Origin of the sequence: Serratia sp. MMO-28, from assembly GCF_037199905.1 — a bacterium.
GTDB lineage: Bacteria > Pseudomonadota > Gammaproteobacteria > Enterobacterales > Enterobacteriaceae > Chania > Chania oryzae.
In genome coordinates this window covers 204,376-224,232 of the sequence record NZ_JBBCVB010000005.1, presented here as the reverse complement: position 1 = coordinate 224,232, position 19,857 = coordinate 204,376, and the positions used below count along the sequence as shown (strand labels likewise).

General features: G+C 58.2%; 20 protein-coding genes. 11 read left to right on the top strand and 9 right to left on the bottom strand.

Annotated features, from left to right (window positions below; all coding sequences use genetic code 11):
- Positions 1-28 precede the first annotated feature (28 nt).
- Positions 29-1,747 (bottom strand): penicillin-binding transpeptidase domain-containing protein, encoded by a 1,719-nt coding sequence (locus tag WG891_RS06565; RefSeq protein ID WP_337261992.1) that lies wholly within the window; start codon positions 1,745-1,747, stop codon positions 29-31.
- Between the two features lie 228 nt (positions 1,748-1,975).
- On the opposite strand from WG891_RS06565, the gene WG891_RS06560 reads away from it, so the two are divergent.
- Complete coding sequence (locus WG891_RS06560; protein WP_337261991.1) at positions 1,976-2,263, top strand: YjcB family protein; 288 nt, start codon at positions 1,976-1,978, stop codon at positions 2,261-2,263.
- A gap of 132 nt (positions 2,264-2,395) precedes the next feature.
- Positions 2,396-3,589: a multidrug efflux MFS transporter gene (locus WG891_RS06555; protein ID WP_337261990.1), complete on the top strand. Its 1,194-nt coding sequence runs from the start codon at positions 2,396-2,398 to the stop codon at positions 3,587-3,589.
- Here WG891_RS06555 and WG891_RS06550 read toward each other — a convergent pair.
- Positions 3,586-4,023: a VOC family protein gene (locus WG891_RS06550; RefSeq protein ID WP_337261989.1), complete on the bottom strand. Its 438-nt coding sequence runs from the start codon at positions 4,021-4,023 to the stop codon at positions 3,586-3,588. The two genes, WG891_RS06555 and WG891_RS06550, sit on opposite strands and share 4 nt — an antisense overlap.
- Before the next feature lie 18 nt (positions 4,024-4,041).
- Positions 4,042-4,911: a helix-turn-helix transcriptional regulator gene (locus WG891_RS06545; RefSeq protein WP_443006049.1), complete on the bottom strand. Its 870-nt coding sequence runs from the start codon at positions 4,909-4,911 to the stop codon at positions 4,042-4,044.
- 181 nt (positions 4,912-5,092) lie between these two features.
- Between WG891_RS06545 and WG891_RS06540 the strand changes: the two genes are divergently transcribed.
- Positions 5,093-5,998 carry a DMT family transporter gene (locus tag WG891_RS06540; RefSeq protein WP_337261988.1) on the top strand — a complete coding sequence of 302 codons (906 nt, stop codon included), beginning with the start codon at positions 5,093-5,095 and terminating at the stop codon, positions 5,996-5,998.
- 330 nt (positions 5,999-6,328) lie between these two features.
- Here WG891_RS06540 and flhA read toward each other — a convergent pair whose 3' ends face one another.
- The 6 genes from flhA to hypA form a co-directional block, all read right to left on the bottom strand.
- Entirely contained in the window at positions 6,329-8,386 is a 2,058-nt protein-coding gene (gene flhA / locus WG891_RS06535) for a formate hydrogenlyase transcriptional activator FlhA (protein ID WP_337261987.1), read from the bottom strand.
- A 73-nt stretch (positions 8,387-8,459) separates the two neighbouring features.
- On the bottom strand, positions 8,460-9,473 hold the full coding sequence (gene hypE / locus WG891_RS06530; protein WP_337261986.1) for a hydrogenase expression/formation protein HypE: 1,014 nt from the start codon (positions 9,471-9,473) through the stop codon (positions 8,460-8,462).
- Positions 9,470-10,597 (bottom strand): hydrogenase formation protein HypD, encoded by a 1,128-nt coding sequence (hypD, locus tag WG891_RS06525; protein ID WP_337261985.1) that lies wholly within the window; start codon positions 10,595-10,597, stop codon positions 9,470-9,472. Before hypD ends, hypE begins: the two co-directional genes overlap by 4 nt.
- Positions 10,584-10,877, bottom strand: coding sequence for a HypC/HybG/HupF family hydrogenase formation chaperone (locus tag WG891_RS06520; protein ID WP_337261984.1), 294 nt, complete (start codon positions 10,875-10,877; stop codon positions 10,584-10,586). Before WG891_RS06520 ends, hypD begins: the two co-directional genes overlap by 14 nt.
- On the bottom strand, positions 10,868-11,662 hold the full coding sequence (hypB, locus tag WG891_RS06515) for a hydrogenase nickel incorporation protein HypB (RefSeq protein WP_337261983.1): 795 nt from the start codon (positions 11,660-11,662) through the stop codon (positions 10,868-10,870). Before hypB ends, WG891_RS06520 begins: the two co-directional genes overlap by 10 nt.
- A 17-nt stretch (positions 11,663-11,679) precedes the next feature.
- Positions 11,680-12,024 (bottom strand): hydrogenase maturation nickel metallochaperone HypA, encoded by a 345-nt coding sequence (gene hypA, locus WG891_RS06510; protein ID WP_337261982.1) that lies wholly within the window; start codon positions 12,022-12,024, stop codon positions 11,680-11,682.
- Positions 12,025-12,381: 357 nt separating this feature from the next.
- On the opposite strand from hypA, the gene WG891_RS06505 reads away from it, so the two are divergent.
- The 8 genes from WG891_RS06505 to hycI are packed head-to-tail and all read left to right on the top strand — an operon-like array spanning position 12,382 to position 19,760.
- Positions 12,382-13,002, top strand: coding sequence for a 4Fe-4S dicluster domain-containing protein (locus WG891_RS06505; RefSeq protein ID WP_337261981.1), 621 nt, complete (start codon positions 12,382-12,384; stop codon positions 13,000-13,002).
- Entirely contained in the window at positions 12,996-14,870 is a 1,875-nt protein-coding gene (locus WG891_RS06500; protein WP_337262002.1) for a proton-conducting transporter transmembrane domain-containing protein, read from the top strand. Before WG891_RS06505 ends, WG891_RS06500 begins: the two co-directional genes overlap by 7 nt.
- A gap of 10 nt (positions 14,871-14,880) precedes the next feature.
- Positions 14,881-15,816 carry a respiratory chain complex I subunit 1 family protein gene (locus WG891_RS06495; RefSeq protein WP_337261980.1) on the top strand — a complete coding sequence of 312 codons (936 nt, stop codon included), beginning with the start codon at positions 14,881-14,883 and terminating at the stop codon, positions 15,814-15,816.
- An 18-nt stretch (positions 15,817-15,834) separates the two neighbouring features.
- Positions 15,835-17,538, top strand: coding sequence for a hydrogenase large subunit (locus tag WG891_RS06490; protein WP_337261979.1), 1,704 nt, complete (start codon positions 15,835-15,837; stop codon positions 17,536-17,538).
- A 12-nt stretch (positions 17,539-17,550) separates the two neighbouring features.
- Positions 17,551-18,093: a formate hydrogenlyase complex iron-sulfur subunit gene (locus WG891_RS06485; protein ID WP_337261978.1), complete on the top strand. Its 543-nt coding sequence runs from the start codon at positions 17,551-17,553 to the stop codon at positions 18,091-18,093.
- Positions 18,093-18,890, top strand: a complete 798-nt coding sequence (locus WG891_RS06480) for an NADH-quinone oxidoreductase subunit B family protein (RefSeq protein WP_337261977.1) — start codon at positions 18,093-18,095, stop codon at positions 18,888-18,890. The genes WG891_RS06485 and WG891_RS06480 overlap by 1 nt, the downstream gene beginning before the upstream one ends.
- Positions 18,887-19,303: a formate hydrogenlyase maturation HycH family protein gene (locus WG891_RS06475; RefSeq protein ID WP_337261976.1), complete on the top strand. Its 417-nt coding sequence runs from the start codon at positions 18,887-18,889 to the stop codon at positions 19,301-19,303. The genes WG891_RS06480 and WG891_RS06475 overlap by 4 nt, the downstream gene beginning before the upstream one ends.
- Positions 19,296-19,760, top strand: a complete 465-nt coding sequence (gene hycI, locus WG891_RS06470) for a hydrogenase maturation peptidase HycI (RefSeq protein ID WP_337261975.1) — start codon at positions 19,296-19,298, stop codon at positions 19,758-19,760. Before WG891_RS06475 ends, hycI begins: the two co-directional genes overlap by 8 nt.
- Positions 19,761-19,857: the final 97 nt, after the last annotated feature.

The following is a 19,857-nucleotide window of genomic DNA, read 5'->3' as shown; positions in this document are numbered from 1 at the left end:
CGCCACTGTCCAGCCTAATTCGTGCGTTTCAACTTTTCACCGCCGAGACCACCTTCAATGGCTGCGCATCCGGCAGAATGTTCATATGCTCGAGTACCTGCGCCATAATTTTGCCGAACACCGGTGCCGCTACGGAGCCGCCGAAGTGTTTACCTGCTTTGGGGTTATTGACCATAACCACCAGCGCCACCTGCGGATCGCTGGCGGGTGCCACGCCTGCGGTATAGTTGATATATCCGCCATCATACTTACCGCTGGGGCCCATTTTTTCGGCGGTACCGGTCTTGATGGCCAAGCGATAGCCAGGAATGGCCGCATTGACGCCGCTGCCCCCCGGCAGTGCATCACTTTCCATCATATGCACCACGGTGTTCACCACATCGGGCGAGATGATCTGTTGCCCCATGACCGGCGGCGTCACTTTGGTAATGGAAAGTGGCCGATAAACGCCGTAAGAACCGATGGTGGCGTATTCACGCACCATTTGCAGCGGAGTGACCCGCAGGCCGTAGCCGAAGGCAAAGGTCGCACGTTCAATATCAGCCCAACGCGCCCGGTGCGCGGGGAGATAGCCACTGCTTTCGTTACCGATGCCCAAATCGGTAGGCCGCCCGAGGCCAAAACTGCGATACACCGCTGGCAGCACCGTGGCCGGTAACGCCAGGGCAATATGAGAGACGGCGATATCGCTGGATTTCTGCAATACGCCGGTAATGGTCAGCTTCGACCAGTGGCCGACATCTTTGATCAAGTGCCCATTAACAAAATAAGGCGTGGTATCCAGCACGGTGTCTGGGCGGATCAGTTTATGATCCAGCCCGACCATCACCACCACCGGTTTCACCGTTGAACCCGGCTCAAAACTGTCGCTGCTGCACACGTTATGGATATCTTTTGCCGGTGTGTTGGCATAGTTATTCGGGTTGAAAGAGGGGTAACTGGCCATGCCGAGAATTTCACCGGTATTGATTTTCACCAGCACCGCACAGCCGGAGTCGGCCTGGTTGGCGATCACACCGTCGCGCAGTTGGGAAAACAGCACGTACTGGATAAATTTATCGATACTGAGCGTGACGTTTGGCGGAGGGACCGGATCGACACTGCGGATCACGCCGATAATGGCGCCATTTCCGTCTTTCTGGTACACCCGCAGACCATTTTTACCCTCAAGCAGCGGGTTAAAGCCCAGTTCGATACCCTCCAGCCCCTGGTTATCCTGCCCGACAATGCCGATCAATCCGGCCGCATCCTGGCCCATCGGATAAAAGCGGCTGAAGTCCTGTTCGGCGCTGACGCCGATAAGGTGCAGTTTGTTGATGTAATCGGCGTTATCATTTTCGACCTTGCGCGCCAGATAGACAAAGCGTTTATGGGCATTGGCCTGGATCAGATGCTGAATATCGCTGAGCGGTATCTGCAGCACGTTGGCCATGCTCTGCCAGCGCTCATTGCTGATGTCGGTATGGGTGTCGAGGATATGCTTAGGATCCAGCACAATATCCTTGGAGGAAACGCTGACGGCAAGCGCCGCATTATTGCGATCGGTAATCATTGCCCGGTTGGTTGGCACCACCTGGGTACGGATCGAGCGCTGGTCAGCCTGATCGGCCAACTGCTGGTACTCCATCAGTTGCAAGTACCCTACCCGAAACATCAGCAGGAAAAAGCACACCAGGATCCCGGCGCAAACCCAGGTAAAACGCACCGATGAATAATTTTTAGCGCTTTTCTTGGTTGAAGGAGCCACGGTTAACCCTGCGTTTTTATTTGGATTATTTATGGATTAAGTCTAACGCTGGGAAGATTTTTAGTAGATTGCAGTTTGTAAGAAAGTAAAAACAAACGCGTTTAACCGTTCGAGCGTTGAGCAGCCGATTATTTTAGCGCTATAATGTGACATAAATCACATTATGTGACCGTATGCCCCTCCTTTCTCCGATGAAATTACAGCAACTCCTGTAGAGGATCACGTTCGATGAGTACCATAGCCACTGGCTTAATCATGATGCGCTGGGAACTGCTGAGCGCAGTCATGATGTTTATCGCCAGTCAGTTAAACGTTGTTTGCCGCAAAGCCAGCCGCAACGGTATGGCGCTGATGTTCAGCAGCCTTGGCGTGTTCACCGCCTGCTGGTTTGTCATGGGCCTGATGGGCATTTCTTTCAACTTGGCCGGTATTCTCCATTTTCTTTCGGCCGCCAAAGAAACCTTTATCGACATCATGAGCAGAACCCCGGCCAACTATAACTACCCTTTGCACTAGCGCTTTGCGGGCAACACGGCCTATGACGGATTTACGTTTGCTCACGCATTTCACCCACCATCAGCCAGTTTCAGGTGGTATTATTACCATGCTAAATAATTAACCCAACATACAAGGTGGTATGGGCATTCAATGGAAGCATGGAAACTCAATTTAATCTCGGTCTGGTTCGGCTGTTTTTTCACCGGTTTAGCCATGAGCCAGATCCTGCCTTTTCTGCCGCTCTACGTAGAACAACTGGGCGTACAGGGCCACGAATCACTGAGCATTTGGTCTGGGCTGGTCTTCAGCGGCACTTTCCTGGTTTCAGCGCTGGTATCACCCTGGTGGGGCAGCCTGGCGGATCGCCGTGGCCGCAAGCTGATGCTGCTGCGCGCTTCGCTCGGCATGGCGATTGTCATTGCGTTACAAGGCCTGGTGGCCAATGTTTACCAACTGTTTGCGCTACGGGCATTAATGGGGCTGACTTCCGGTTATATTCCCAACGCCATGGCCCTGGTGGCTTCGCAAGTACCGCGCGATAAAAGCGGCTGGGCGCTGGGAACCCTGTCTACCGGCCAGATCTCCGGCGTGATCGCCGGGCCACTGCTGGGCGGCCTGATGGCCGATCATCTCGGATTGCGGGTGGTGTTCTTTGTCACGGCAGTGCTGATGTTTGTCAGCTTTCTGGTCACTCTGTTCCTGATTAAAGAGCAGCATGTGGCGGTGAAGAAAGCCGATCAACCCAACGGTGCCGAGGTGTTCCGCTCGCTGCCTTACCCTGGCCTGGTTATCACCCTGTTCATCAGTACTTTGATGATCCAACTGGCGAACGCTTCCATCAGCCCGATTCTGACGCTGTTTATCCGCGATCTGGCGGCAGATACCCACAACATTGCCTTTGTCAGCGGCATGATTGCCGCCGTGCCCGGCATTGCGGCGCTGATTTCTGCACCACGCCTCGGGCGGTTGGGCGATCGCATCGGTACGGCGCGCATTCTGGTGGCCTCTTTGGGCTTCACCACCGTGCTGTTTGTCATCATGGCTTGGGTACACACGCCAACTCAGCTCGGTATTTTGCGCTTTCTGCTGGGGTTTGCCGATGGCGCGCTGATGCCCGCCGTACAAACTTTGCTGATGAAATACTCATCCGAACAGGTCACCGGCCGCATCTTTGGTTACAACCAGTCGTTTATGTATCTTGGCAACGTGATAGGCCCGCTGATCGGCTCCGGGGTTTCTGCTCTGATGGGCTTTCGCTGGGTATTTATCATCACCGCCATTCTGGTGTTGATCAACTGTCTGATGCTGCAACACCGCGTCAAACGGGTTGAAAGCCCTGCTTAGTCACGCAGCCAGGGGGTTACCGTCACGCCGACCAGTATCCCTTCGGGGCTGAGCAAGCGCGTGACGCTCTGGCCCCACGGCTCCAGCCGGTTGGCAACCAATAGCCGATAGCCTTTGGCAACCAGCGTTGCCGTTGCTTCGGCAATATCCGCAACGTCGAACTCCAACCAGGCCTGCGGCACCGGCAGATCCTGCGGCCACCGATCGCTGCCGAAACAGGATTGTGCCGCCTGGGCCAACGGCCATAAAGCGAAGTGTTTTACGCCAGATAAAACATCATGTTCAGTCAGCAGATACTCTTCATTGCCCTCCATCGGCTTTAACGGTAAACCCAGCGCTTCCTGATAGAAGGCTTTGCTTTCACCGGTGTTATGTGTGATGGGGCCAAAACCGGCCACGAACAGGACTTCAATACCACAATAAGCGTGTTTCATACCGTCTCCACTCAAAAGTCAACGCTCCTGCTGGCGCAGTTGCATTGGGGCACAGCCATAGGCAGCTTTGAACCGGTTGCTGAAATGGCTGGATGAACTGAAGCCGCACTCCAGCGCGATTTGCGTCAATGGCATCGGCGTATGGCGCAGCAGTTTCTCTGCCTGCTGCAAACGTCTGTGCATCACATACTGATGCGGGGCCAGCCCGGTGCTGTGCTTGAACATGCGGGCAAAATGGAATTCGCTCAGCCCTGCCTGTGCGGCCAAGTCTGCCAGCAGCAGCGGCTGTTCCAGATGACTTTCCACATATTCCCGTACGCGTTTCAGCACCATCGGGGCCAACCCGCCACGCACCGCGGGCAAACGCCACTGCAGTTGGGTGTAATGCTGGAGCAGATGGGACATCAACAGCGTGGAAACGCTGCTCAAAGCCAGTTGATTGGCGCTGTCCTGCCAATCGCAATTCAGCAGGAATTGGCGATAAAGCAGCGTAATCTGCGCATCTTCCCCAAACACCCGCGGTTCCACCTGAATAGACGCCGGGCTGCGATCCCAGGTTTGCTCCAGCAGATGGCGCAAATGCTGATCGGTGCAATACAGGTGAACAAAAGACAGATCGCTGCGGATATCCCAGGTGGACTCATACTGGCGCGGCATAATGCAGAAACGATCGGGCCCGCCGCCGTTTCTCCAGCCCCCGGGCACTTTCTGATAGCATTCATAGCCATCGGCCACATACAGGCTAAGGGTATGGTGATCGGCGCTTTCCTGCGTAATACGATCGTTACGGTTGGACCAGGCCGCCAACTGCACGCCAGACCCCAGTTGCACGCTATTGTGCAACTGTGCCTTGTGCTGCTGCAGGGTTTCAAATGCCTGATAAGCCATGATCGTTCCGCTCTGATAAGAAAACGGTTTCAGTTTAAAGAGTGCCTCTTCTCCTGCCAACCATCGCTCCAAGCATTTGCGAAAAAAAGCGCAAGAATATGCAACTGTGCGCAAAGGGCTGAAAGCGGCAAAGCCGTAAACGTTGAATACTGCGGCTCAGGACAATTAACCGGAGTTAACGATGAATACGCTGCTGTATCTTGCCGTGGTGCTGATTTGGGGCACCACCTGGATTGCGATTACGCTGCAACAGGAAGGTTCGGTGGCCATTACGGTCTCGATCGCCTACCGCTTCCTGCTTTCCGCCGCGGTGATGTTGCTGGTGTTACTGGCGCTGCGCCGCCTGCGTGCCATCAGCCCGCGCGACCACCTGTTTTGCCTGCTGCAAGGCTGTTGTGTATTTGGTTTTAACTTCTACTGTTTTTACCATGCGGCGGCTTATATCAGCAGCGGGTTGGAGTCGGTAATCTTCTCCATGGCGGTGCTGTTTAACGCCGTTAACAGCATGATCTTTTTCCGCCAACGCCCCAGCCTAAACCTGTTGCCTGCGGCGCTGTTGGGGTTGATCGGCATTGTAGCGCTGTTCTGGCAGGATCTGGTGGCCACCCAGATGGCGGCGGGGCTGCTCAAAGGCATCGGCCTGTGTGCGCTTGGCACCTATGGTTTTTCGTTGGGCAACATGCTCAGCGCCCGGCATCAGCGCCACGGGTTGGACATCCTTTCAACCAACACTTACGCCATGAGTTATGGTGCACTGCTGATGGTGGGCATCGCGCTGGCGCAGGGAGCCTCATTTCAGATCGAGTTCACCGCCCGCTACCTGGGTTCGCTGTTCTATCTGGCGATCTTTGGCTCGGTGATCGCCTTTGCGGCCTATTTTAGCCTGCTTGGGCGTATCGGGGCTGGCGCGGCCGCCTACAGCACCCTACTGTTCCCGCTGGTTGCGCTGACCATTTCAACAATCTATGAAGGTTACCAATGGCATCTGAACGCGGTTGTCGGCCTATGCCTGATCCTGCTGGGCAATCTGGTAATGTTCTCTAAACCGGGCAAGTTCACCCCGCGCTGGCGCCGCCGCACGGCATAGCGCAAACAGAGCCTCATGGTGCAGCGGCCGGTTCACCATGAGGCTCTGCCCGGTCGTGTAACACCTTCCCCCCGTTTAACATTATTTACCCTTCTTACTCCAAAACAAAAATCTCTCTGAAACGCATGCATTAATTAGCTCAGCTTCTTAACGCATGCGTTTTAGCGGCATAGTCATGCGTGAGAATCTCTTTATGATTCGATTATCCGCAATCACATGAGGACAGAATCTTGAAAGCCTTACTGAAAACGCTCACCGTCACCACCAAGCTATGGCGACAGGACACCCACTATGAAGGCGCAAAGGCCCAATGCTCCAAGGCCCAGCACGTCACCTCACCGAAATGCCCCACTTTTTCATGCGCGAAAGCAGCGTGGTGCGCTTTAGCCCCAAACGCTGCGCCGCTCCACGCGGGCCAGCCACCACCCCGTTGGTCTCTTTCAGTACGCGGATAATACGCTGGTATTCATCCTCGCCCGGCTTGGCGGGTTCGGCCAGCGGCCGTGGGCTCGGCAACGCATACTGCAACTCGGGTAATTGCAGGTTGAGTACGGTACCGCGCGTCAGCAATACCGCACGCTCAATCACATTCTCCAGTTCACGCACGTTGCCCGGCCAGGGCATCTGGCTCAGCAAGCGCAAGGTTTCCGCCGGAATGCTATCGATAGTGCGTTTCATACGGCGGGCAATCTTGTAAGTGAGGAACTTCACCAATTGCGGAATATCTTCTGGCCGTTCGCGCAGCGGCGGAATGACGATCGGGAACACGTTCAACCGATAGAACAGATCGCTGCGGAATTCGCGATCGGCCACCATTTGCTGCAAATCCCGATTGGTGGCGGCAATCAAGCGCACATCGACCGAAATCAGCTTGTTCCCCCCCACCCGCTCAAACTCGCGCTCCTGCAATACCCGCAATAACTTCGGCTGTAACTCAACCGGGATTTCCCCCACTTCGTCGAGGAACAGCGAACCTTTGTCTGCCAGTTCAAAGCGCCCCATCCGCTGGGCCGTGGCACCGGTGAAGGAGCCTTTTTCGTGGCCGAACAGATCGCTTTCCAGCAAACCGGCAGGCATCACCGCACAGTTCATTTTCACCATGCGCTGATCGCGTCGTTCGCTCAGGTTGTGGATCGCCCGGGCGATCAGCTCTTTGCCGGTGCCGGTTTCGCCGAGGATCAGCACCGAACAGTCGCTTTTGGCCACCATTTCCACCTGTTTCAACACCGCCGACATCACCACGCTGCGCCCGACAATCTCACTGAAGTCCGGGTTATTGCCGTTGATCTGCTCGGTGAGATACAGGTTTTCATGCACCAGGCTCTCTTTCAGCCGGTTAATTTCCTGATAGGCCAAGGCGTTATCCACCGCAATGGCAATACGCTCGGCGATCTGCTGCAACACCCGTAAGTTGGCCGCGTTGAAGTTGTCCGGCTGGCACTGCGCCAGCTTCAGCACGCCGAGGGTTTTCTTGCCAAAAATCAGCGGCAGCACGCACAGCGTCTGGATGTGATCGTGCCAAAGCTCGAACAGTTGGCGTTCATAAGCCGCCAACTGATCGGAGTGTTTCAGGTTCAATAACAGCATTTCACCGCTTTGCATCACCTTTTCCGATAAGGTGCCCGCCAGCGCAACGCTGTATTGCTGGCGTTCAGCGACGTGGTTTGGCAGATAATGGGTGGAATAAATGGTGACCTGATCCTCACGGTTGCCGCACAGCACAATGCTGATCGCGTCGATCTTGAAGAAACGGTGGATCTCGCTAGAGATTTCCCCAATCAGATCGTCCAGATCGAGCTTCGACAACACCGCATTGGTCACATCCACCAGAACGCGATAGTCATCCCACTCGTGACGCAACCGGCGCTGCTGTTTTTCGGCTTCCTCGCGCAGAGCGATCTGCTCGGTGGCCAGCGCCACCAGTTCCATCAAGGGTTGTAACTGTACCAGGCTGGCATCGCTGAACGGCTGTGGGCAGTTGCGTAACAGTTCACAGCCGCCAAGCAGGCGGCCGCTCGCATGCAGCGGCATCAGGCAATAGTGGCTAAACGGCGGGTACAGCGCCAGCGCACTGATTTGCGGGTAACGCTCATGCAGCTCAGTGGCCTGCCAGCGCTGCGGTAGCGGGCTGTGCCGCAACCCGCCAACCGGGCCATTGGCCAACAGCGTTTCATCCTGATAGTTTACCGGCTGCTGCTGCGAGTCCAGCCCGTGGAAGCTCACCCGCTCACCCTGTGGATCAAACAGCACCAGTGCAGCGTTATCCGCCAGTTGCCAACGCTGCAGCACCTGGCGCAGTTGCCGCAACAGGCCGTTAAAACTGTGCTGGCTGAGCAGCATACGGGTGATTTCGAGCAGTTCCTGCTTTTCTAAGCGTAGATTCGACATGGTTTATCACGTGCCTGATTGAGCAATATCGCTAAAGTGTAACGCTGCGCGACGGCAGTCTCCCCCGATCGGATCAACAAATGCGTGGCAAAGGTTCTGCATGGGGCAAATTCAGCACTCGGCTGATGCCGTAAGCCCCGCGCAAACGCACCTGCTTACCGGTGTTGATGCGGCCAATCACCGCCGCATCACGGCCCAGCGGATGAGCCCGCAAGGCTGCCAGCACCGCCGCTTCAGCCTGCGGTGCGGCCACGATCACCAGTTTGCCTTCATTAGCGAAATTAATGGCATCCAGCCCCAGCAGCTCACAAATGCCACGTACCGCCGGTTTTATCGGCAAGCAACTCTCTTCGACCTCAATCCCCACACCCGCCGCGCGGGCAAACTCATGCAGTATGGCGTTCACCCCACCGCGCGTGGCATCGCGCAGCGCCCGCACTCCTGCAATGGAGGTTAAAGGAGCGATCAGCGGCGTCAGCACCGCACAATCGCTGGTCACTGCCAGCGCCATGCCCAGATTTTCCCGCAGGTTGAGGATGGTGGCACCGTGATCGCCCAGCGTACCGCTGACGATCACCACATCCCCGGCTCGAATATGCTGCGCGGCCCAGTTTAAATGCGGTGGGATCGCCCCGATCCCGGCAGTATTGATAAACAGCTTATCCGCCGCCCCGCGCTGCACCACTTTGGTATCGCCGGTGACGATGCGGATTCCGGCCTGTTGCGCCGTAGCCGCCATTGAAGCGACCACCCGTTGCAAATCTGCCAGCGGTAACCCTTCTTCGAGGATAAACCCGCAGGAAAGATAACGCGGCAGCGCGCCGCTCACGGCCAGATCGTTCGCGGTGCCGCACACCGCCAATTTGCCAATATCGCCACCGGGGAAAAAGATCGGGTCAATCACATAGCTGTCGGTGGTGAACGCCAGCCGATCGCCCTGCTGCGCCAGTTCCTGTAAGCTCAGGCGCGCCTGGTCTTCCCGTTGATCCAACTGCGGGTTGGCGAACGCCGGTAAGAACAGCTCGTCCAATAATTGCTGCATGGCAACGCCACCGCTGCCGTGTGCCATGGTAATCACGCTGTTCATATCACGCTTTCCTCTGTTTCACGCCGATATTGATACCAGGCGGCGCAGGCACCTTCTGAAGACACCATCAAGGCCCCAAACGCGTTTTGTGGCGTACAAGCTCGGCCAAACAGCGGGCAGTCACGCGGTTTGCAGCGCCCGGTCAGCACCGCGCCACAGCACGCTTGGGGATCGTCCGCCACCCGCTGCCGCTGCGGGCGGAAAATCTGCTCTGCATCAAAGGCGGCGTAAGCCTTAGTCAGCGTTATTGCCGAGTTGGCAATGGTGCCCAGCCCGCGCCACTCGCTGCCGCCGCCGATGGCAAACACCTCGCGCATCGCCTGCTGCGCCAGCGGATTACCTGCTTCTGGCACCACGCGCCGATACTGATTTTGCGTCTGGCTTTGCTGCTGGCAGAACTGTTCAACCAGCATCATCACCCCCTGCAAAATATCCAGCGGCTCAAAACCGGTCACTACCAAAGGCTTGCGATATTGCTGGCTGATAAAATGGTACGGCGTAGTCCCGATCACCATGCTGACATGGCCTGGGGCCAAAAAACCGTCGATGCGCACATCGGGCTGCTGCAACAGGCTGCGCAAGGTGGGGATCAGGCTGATATGCTGGCAAAACACGCTGAAGTTAGCCGTGCCTTCCAGCTGCGCCTGCTGTAGCGTCACCGCCGTTACCGGCGTGGTGGTCTCAAACCCCAGGGCGAAAAACACCACCTGCCGCTGCGGGTTTTGCCGCGCCAGTTGCAGCGCATCCAACGGCGAGTACACCACCCGCACATCGGCCCCGCGCTCCCGGGCTTGCAACAGTGAACCCTGCCTGCCCGGTACGCGCAGTGCGTCGCCAAAGGTGCAGAAAATCACCTCGGGATGCGCGGCAATCTCGCAGCAGGCATCAATGCGCCCCATCGGCAACACGCACACCGGGCAGCCGGGGCCGTGGATAAATTCAATCTGCGGCGGCAACAGTTTATCTAGCCCAAAACGGAAAATGGCATGGGTATGTCCGCCACAAACCTCCATGATCTGCAATGGCCGATCGGCGGTCACCGCTAATTGTTCCACGCGGTGGGAAATGCGCTGTAACAGCAGTTTCACCAGGCGCGGATCGCGGAATTCATCAACGTAATCCATGATTACCCTCCCCAGCCAGAAACAGCGCCACGTCCTGTTCCACTTCCCCCATTGCCTGCAAGGCAGCCAGCATCTCCTGAGCCTCCTGCTGGTCAAGGCGGCTCATGGCAAAACCCACATGGATCAACACCCAGCAGCCGATCAGCGCTTCGCGTGGCTCATCAGGTTGGCACACCAGGGCAATATTGACCTCGCGCTTTACTCCGCAAACATCAGCACAGGCGTGCTGCGGCTGGAGCCTGTCCAGAGCCACGATCTGGCCGGGAATGCCTATGCACATAGCTGCGCCTCCAGCCAGGCCAGCCACTGCTCCATCCCTTCCCCTTGGGTGGCAGACAGGGCGATGACCTCGATCGCTGGATTAACCTGGCGAGCATTGGCAATGCAGGCCGCCAGATCAAAATCCAGGTACGGTAGCAGATCGATCTTGTTCAGCAGTAGCAGGCTGGCGGCAGCGAACATATGCGGATACTTCAGCGGCTTGTCTTCCCCTTCGGTGACCGACAGCACCGCCACCTTGTGCCGCTCACCGAGATCGAAACTGGCCGGGCACACCAGATTGCCCACGTTCTCGATAAACAGCAGGCTGTGCGGCTTCAGCGCCAGCCGCTGAGCGGCATCCTGCACCATTTGAGCATCCAGATGGCAACCTTTGCCGGTATTGACCTGGATCGCCGCCACCCCGGTGGCACGAATGCGTTCGGCATCGTTGGTGGTCTGCTGATCGCCTTCCACCACCGCACACGCCCGCTTGCCGCGCAGTTGCAACAGGGTGTTGGTCAGCAAGGTGGTTTTACCCGAACCAGGGCTGGAAACCAGATTCAGCGCCAAAATATGCTGCGCGGCGAAATATTGCCGGTTATGCGCCGCCAGCCGATCGTTTTTATCCAACACGCGGGTTTCAATCTCCAGCATCCGCCGCTGGCTGATGCCCGGCGCATGGGTGCCTGCCGCGCCAAAACCGTAGTGCAGATCGCCCTGCACGCTCCGTTGCGGGCGAAATGGCACTTTTACCTCGCCTTCTATCGTTACTTCACCTTGGGCACAACCGCAGGTACTGCACATAGTGATTCCCCTTTACGTTATTCAATTTCCAGGCGTTTGATGTGCAGGCCATCGTCCGCCTGCACCCGCAGATGGCGCCCGGCACACAGCGGGCAAACCAACACCTGCGGTATAAGCAGATCAACCTCTGTTTGGCAGTCGTAACACCAGCATTGCGCCTGCTCCTCGGTCACATGCAGTTCGCACCCTGCTGCCAGCGTGCCGCGGCACACCATGTCGAAACAGAACCTCAGCGATTCCGCCTCCACACAGGAAAACGCCCCCACCTCAAACCACACCGCCGTAATGCGCCGTGCCTGATGTTGCCGAGCATGCTGCTGCATGATCTCCACCGCCTGCTGGCACAAGGTTATTTCGTGCATGAAACCTCCGAACACCGAGTCATAGGCATCACGATGCAAATACGGGGCCAAAACGCTGACGACATATTTGTCGATCGCCGTGTCATCGACACCTTAACGATGTTGAGCGTTAGCCCTGAAGAGAATGGCTACTGATTGAATCTAAAGGGAATAGTGAGTGAACGGCAGTTTTGGCACGCTTTATGCCATAGCAGGCTAACCAACAACGCTTTCGACAGCAGTGATTTCCATCACTCATACCTGTTTAGCTCTTTGGCCATTCAAGGCGCGCTGAAAGAAATCACCCAGCCAGCGTAACTGTCGAAACGTCATTTTTTACTGTCGATTTCGTCAAAAATGACGAAACAAGGAGCGTGCATGAACCGCTTTATCATTGCGGACCCCAAACTCTGCATTGGCTGTAACACCTGTATGGCGAGTTGTGCCGAAGAGCACCGGCAGCAGGGGTTGCAGGCACTGCCAAGGTTACAGGTCAAGCGCAGCGCCTATGATTCGGCACCGGTAATGTGCCACCAATGCGAAGACGCACCTTGCGCGCAGGTGTGTCCGGTGAATGCCATTCGCCATCAGGATAGCGCCATCGTGCTGAACGAAAGCCTGTGCGTCAGTTGCAAACTGTGCGGCATTGCTTGCCCATTCGGTGCCATTGGCTTTGCTGGCAGCAGGCCGCTGGCTATTCCGGCCGATTGCCAGACGCCGCTGGCCCTGCCCGCCGCACGAGAGCCACGCCCGGTCAGCGCCTTTCTCGATTGCCTGCCGGGCGTGCGTGCCGTGGCGGTGAAGTGCGATCTGTGTGCCTTCAGCGCGGCAGGCCCGGCCTGCATCCGCACTTGCCCAACCCAAGCCATCCGGCTGGTCACCGATCGCGACGTGCGCCACGCCAGCGAACAAAAACGGCGCAGCGCCATGCAGGCGCTTTCTGCCGATCTCCCCTTCGTCACAGCAGCGGGATCCCGCCAGGAGCCACACTCATTATGAATGCCATTCTGCCCGATCCGCTGTTGCTGCTGGCGTTAGCATTGGCGGGATATCTGCTGTTCGCCCTGCTGAGTTGGCTGCTGGCACCCTGGCCGCGCCTGGGTGCCCTGTTCAGCGGCGGCGGCCTGATGCTCTGCGCTATCACTGCGTTGCTGGCAGCAGTGCCAATGCTGTTCAGCCCGCTGCACAGCGCCGTGTTACCCAGGCTTTACTACGCGGTTGAGGTCAGTGGCCTGAACGCTCTGCTGCTGTTGGTCATTGCCCTGAGCGCGTTATGCGCCGGGCTGTATCACAGCGGTTGGTTACACACCCTCAGTACCCGGCAGCGCGGGCGCATCGGTGGATTAACCCATCTGCTGCTGGCGGCCCTCAGTGCAGGGGTGATGGCCGATAATGCCATCGCGCTGGTGTTGCTGTTGGAACTGGCGGCGCTGTGCGGTTACTTCCTGATCGGCAAACCTCAGGATGAAAAAGGCCAGCGCGCCGGGCATAACCAGTTCCTGCTGGCACGCCTCGGCACGCTGCTGCTGATTGTGGCTTTCGCACTGGTTGCCACCCACAGCCACAGCCTGCAATTTAGTGCGATCCGCGCCACACCGTTACCCGATACGCTACGTAGCGGCGTATTTCTGCTGGCGCTGGCCGGTTTCGGCATTTTTGCCGGAGTGATGCCGCTACACGCCTGGGTGCCGCAATCCCATAGCAGCGCCCCCGCCTCGGCGGCGCTGCTGTTCTCTGCAGCACTGATGAAGGTTGGCCTGCTTGGCGTGCTGAAAATCGGCCTAGATCTGCTGGGTACGCCGCCGCTGTGGTGGGGGCTGCTGGTGTTGCTGCTGGCGGCAGGCACCGCATTTTTCGGTGGGCTATACGCACTGATGGAGCACGATCTGCGCCGCCTGCTGGCTTATCACACGCTGGAGAATATCGGCATCATCCTGCTGGGGATGGGCGGTGCGATGGTCGGCACGGCGCTGCAACTGCCGCTGCTGGCGGCATTCTGTTTAGTCGGTGGTCTGTTCCACCTGCTCAATCACAGCCTGTTCAAGAGCGCGCTATTTTTGGCGGCCGGCACCATCGAACAGCAAACCGGCCTGAAAGACATGGAAAAAATGGGCGGATTGGCGCGCCTGATGCCCTGGACCGCCATCGCCATGCTGATTGGCCTGGTTTCCATGGCGGCACTGCCGCCGCTGAACGGCTTTGCCAGCGAATGGCTGATCTACCAGGGCCTGTTCCAGTTCAGCGCTGGCCCTGCCTTTATTGGCCGGTTGCTCGGCCCGCTGTTGGCGGTGGCTTTGGCGATGACCGGCGCGCTGGCGGTGATGTGCGTCAGTAAAGTGTTTGGCGTCGCCTGCCTGGGCGCAGCGCGCGGTGCCGCAGCGGCCAATGCGCGCCCGGCCAACGGTTGGTTGACCTGTAGCCACCTGCTGCCTGCCTTATTGTGTCTGCTATGTGGTATCGGCGCACCTTGGCTGATCCCGCTGTTTGCCCAGTTGGCGGCAAGTTGGCTGCATCAACCACCGCTCGCTACTACCACGCTGGTTTCCCCGCCGCTGATCGCCATATTGTTACTGGCCATGCCGCTACTGCCGTTGCTGATCGCCGCCTGTTACCAAGCCCGCCGCCCAGCCAATCGGGTGCAGGGGAGCGCCTGGGCCTGTGGCTATGGGCATGAAGCCGCGATGGTGATCACCGCCACCGGCTTTGCCCAACCACTGCGGGTGATGTTTGCCCCGCTGTACCGGCTACGGCGCTGGCTGCTGCCCGTTCGCTTAAGCAATCAGTTACACCGTCACGGATTGACCACCTTCTGCCGTGCTTTAGCCGCCATCGAGCTGGCGGTGCTGTTGGTAGTGGTTTTTGCCTGAGGAGATGTATATGACTTATTCCACGTTATTAATTGGCCTGCTGCAGGCGGCGATCTTGCTGGCCGTGGCCCCGATGTTTGCCGGGGTCAGCCGGATGTTGCGCGCCCGTATTCACAGCCGCCGTGGCCCCGGCGTGTTACAGGAATACCGCGATATCGCCAAGTTGCTGAAACGCCAGAGCCTGGCCCCGGCGGCATCTGGCCCGGTATTCCGCGCTATGCCCTATCTGCTCACCGGTACGCTGCTGACGATCGCCTGTGCCGTGCCGATGCTGACCGCAGCCTCGCCATTGCCCGCCATCGGCGATGTCATCACGCTGCTTTACCTGTTTGCCGTGGTGCGCTTTCTGTTCGCTCTTGCCGGGTTGGATACCGGCAGCACCTTTACCGCCATCGGTGCCAGCCGCGAAGCGGTGCTCGGCATTCTGGTGGAGCCGATCCTGCTGCTCGGCCTATGGGTGGCGGCGCTGGTTGCCGGTTCTACCCAACTGAGCGCTATCGTTCAATGCACGCTCAATCTGCCGCATGCCGCCGGGTTGCCGCTGCTGCTGGCCGGGCTGGCCTGTGCTTTCGCCACCTTTATCGAGATGGGCAAGCTGCCGTTCGACATGGCCGAAGCGGAGCAAGAGCTGCAAGAAGGCCCGCTGACTGAATATTCCGGTGCCGCACTCGGCATTCTGAAATGGGGGCTCAGCCTAAAACAACTGGTGGTGCTGCAACTGTTCCTCGGCGTGTTTATGCCTTGGGGACAAGCCGTTTCACTCACCGCACCGGCGCTGTTGGCGGCTCTGGTTTTTACCCTGCTCAAGCTGCTTTGCGCCGTGACGCTGATCGCCGCGATCGAAAACAGCGTTGCGCGGCTGCGTTTCCTGAAAACCGCCCGCACCACCTGGGCCGGTTTTGGGCTGGCTTTTCTGGCGCTGGTTTCCTGGCTGGTCGTCGGCTGAATAATCACAGAGGCAATAATGACTAACGAACATCAAGGCCAGCACTATCTGGCGGCGCTGCAACTGCAGTTCCCCACCGCCGTATTGGCCGCCGAATGGCAGACCGCCGATCAGCTCACCATAACGGTGAAACTCAATGCGCTGCCGGAAGTGGTGGAATGGCTGTATTACTCGCAAGGGGGTTGGCTGTCGGTGCTGTTTGGCAATGACGAGCGCAGCCTGTGTGGCCATTACGCGCTGTATTACGTGCTGTCGATGGAGCAAGGCTGCAAATGCTGGATCACCGTGCGCGCCGAAGTGGATGCCCAGACGCTGGAATTCCCTTCTGTCACCCCGCGCGTACCGGCGGCCGTCTGGGGCGAGCGCGAAGTGCGTGACATGTATGGTCTGCGCCCGGTTGGCCTGCCGGATGAGCGGCGCCTGGTGCTGCCCGACGATTGGCCGGACGATCTCTACCCTCTGCGCAAAGACGCGATGGACTACCGCCAGCGCCCGGCCCCCACCACCGATGTGGAAACCTATCCGTTTGTCAGCACAGCCGGGGCCAACGCCAACGTGGTGCCGATCGGCCCGCTGCATATCACCTCGGACGAACCCGGGCATTTCCGCCTGTTTGTTGACGGTGAAGACATCATCGATGCCGACTACCGCCTGTTTTACGTGCATCGCGGCATGGAAAAGCTGGCCGAAACCCGCATGGGTTACAACGAAGTGACCTTTCTTTCCGACCGGGTGTGCGGCATCTGTGGCTTCACACACAGCGTGGCCTATACCAGCTCGGTGGAAAATGCCATGGGGATCCAGGTGCCGGAACGCGCCCAGATGATTCGCTCGATCCTGCTGGAGGTGGAGCGGCTGCACAGCCACCTGCTGAATCTGGGGCTGGCCTGCCACTTTGTTGGTTTTGACTCTGGCTTTATGCAGTTTTTCCGCGTGCGTGAGCAGTCGATGAAGATGGCAGAGGTGCTGACCGGCGCGCGTAAAACCTATGGTATGAACCTGATCGGCGGCATCCGCCGCGACATGCTGAAAAATGACATGTTGCAAACCCTGCAGTTGGCGGCACAGATGCGCGGCGAACTGACCGATTTAGTGGAGATTCTGCTCGGCACGCCGAACACCGAGCAACGCAGTCTGGGGATTGGCCGCCTCGATCCGCAGGTGGCGCGCGATTACAGCAACGTCGGCCCGATGATCCGCGGCAGCGGCCACCGCCGCGATACCCGCATCGATCACCCGTTCGCCGGTTACGCCAAACTGCCGGTGGAACTGTGCGTGGAGGACGGTTGCGACGTTTATTCCCGCCTCAAGGTGCGTATTCACGAAGTGTTCAATTCACTCAGCATCATTGAATGTGGCTTACAGAGCCTGCCCAGCGGGCCGCTGGCGGTTGAAGGCTTCACCTACATTCCGCATCGCTTTGCGCTGGGCTTTGCCGAAGCGCCGCGCGGCGATGACATTCACTGGAGCATGACCGGCGATAACCAGAAGCTGTTCCGCTGGCGCTGCCGGGCAGCGACCTACGCCAATTGGCCGACGCTGCGTTACATGCTGCGCGGCAACACCGTGTCGGACGCACCGTTGATCATCGGCAGCCTCGATCCCTGCTATTCGTGCACCGATCGCATGACCATTGTCGACGTGCGTAAACGCCAGTCGATCGTGGTGCCATACAAAGAGATCGAACGTTATGGCATCGAACGGAAAAACAAACCGTTTTAACCGGAGCCCATCATGCTGAAACTGATCAAAAAAGTATTGAAAACCGGCCAGGTTACCGTCGCTTATCCGGCGCAGCCGCTGGCGGTTGACCCGAATTTTCGCGGCAAGCCCGAATATGATCCGCAGCAGTGCATTGCCTGCGGTGCCTGCGCCAACGCCTGCCCCTCCAATGCGTTGACCATGGCCACCGAGACCGCCAGCAGCACCCTGCGTTGGCAACTGTTCCTTGGCCGCTGCATTTTTTGCGCCCGCTGTGAGGAGGTTTGCCCCACCGCGGCCATCCGGCTTTCACCGCAGTTTGAGCTGGCGGTGTGGCGCAAAGAGGATTTATACGAGCAAGCCGATTTTACCCTCTGCCACTGCCGCCAGTGCGGCAAGCTTTATGCGCCACAAAAGGAAATTGATTACGCCATCGCGCTCTTGGGGCTGAGCAGCGCCGAAGCTGCTTCCCGCCGCGTGCAGTTTGAAACCTGCCCGGCCTGCAAGCAGCAACAAAGCCTGACCCAGACCCACCGCATCGACGTTGGCCGCCACCTTGTGCGGGAGGCGATCTGATGAACCAGACAGTGATTGGCCCACGTGATGCACATGGCCTGCCGATACCGATCGCGCTTGATGACAGCATCCAGCAGCTGAAAACCACGCTGCTGCTGGATATCCGCCGTTCTGCCTACGTTTACCGCGTGGATTGCGGTGGCTGCAACGGTTGTGAAATTGAGATTTTCGCCGCTATTTCACCCTTGTTCGACGCCGAACGCTTCGGCATTAAAGTGGTGCCCTCACCGCGCCACGCCGACATTCTGCTGTTTACCGGTGCGGTGACGCGAGCGATGCGTATTCCGGCGATCCGCGCCTGGCAGGCAGCGCCCGATCCGAAAATCTGTATCTCTTACGGTGCCTGCGGCAACAGCGGCGGCATTTTCCACGATCTGTACTGCGTATGGGGCGGCACAGACAGCATCGTGCCGGTAGATGTGTATATCCCCGGCTGCCCGCCCACGCCCGCGGCGACGATCTACGGTTTTGCCATGGCGCTTGGCCTGCTGGATCAGAAGATTAAAGGCCAGCAGCACGACGAAACCCAAGGTGCAGCCGCCATATTGCTGCACCCGCAAGTGCCGCAGCCGCTGCGGGTGTTGCTGGATCGCGAAGCGCGGCGCATGGCCGGTTATCGCTATGGCCGCCAGATCGCCGACCAGTTTATGCAGTTGCTGACCGCTGACGATCCGCTCCCGGTTGAACAACGCATCAGCGCTTACCTGCAACAGCAGGACGATCTGCGGCTGAGCGAGATTATCGGTAATTTGCAAGCGATCTATCAGCGCGTACAGCGCGGGGAGCTGCGCTTATGAACCATGCAAGCGCACAGGTGGTGTTTTATTCGCTGAGCCGCAAGTTTGTGCAGGAGAAGAAAGCCCCGCCCAAAGCCCAGGAGGTGATCTATTACAGCCTGGCAATTGGCCACCATTTGGGGGTGATCGACTGCCTGGAAGCCAAGCTGCAATGCCCGCTGAGCGCCTTTCACACCTGGGTCGCCCAACTGCCAGCAGGCGACGCGGCGCGGCGCAAACTGGAGGGCGTGGAACGCTTTGGTGAGATCTGCATCGACAGCAGCCACACCCATCTGCTGGCCACGGCGCTGAGCAAGGCAATGCCGCAGATGAGCCTTGAGCAACAAAGCTGGAGCCAGCGGCTGATCGCCCTGCTGCAATTGATTGAAAACGAACCCGCAATTTATCTGATGGTCAGGAGGCACGATGGTTAACGTATTGCTGTGCGTCGGCAACTGCATGATGGGCGACGACGGTGCCGGGCCGCTGCTGGCGGAGTTGTGCACCAAAACACCGCCCGCCGGTTGGACGGTGGTTGACGGTGGTGCCGCACCGGAAAACGACATCGGTTTTATCCGCGAACTGCGGCCCGAACGGCTGGTGATCGTCGATGCCACCGATATGGGGCTGGCTGCCGGGGAAACCCGCGCGATCGACGAAAATGAGATTGCCGAACTGTTCATCATGACTACCCACAATCTGCCGCTCAGTTTCCTGATCGATCAACTGCGCCCAAGCGTGCCGGACATTACCTTTATCGGTATTCAGCCGGAGGTGGTGGCGTTTTATTACCCGATTAGCTCAGCGGTGCAACAGGCGGTGGCAAGGCTGCACCAACGCCTGCATGACTGGCTGCCTGACGGCGGTTATCCACGACTGACGACGGCCTGACACCACATCGTCATTTATGTCGAACCGCTGTCGACAGCAGCATCATGCGATCGCTAATGCCTTGTTTTTATGAAATTTATCGACTTGGCATGTTTTA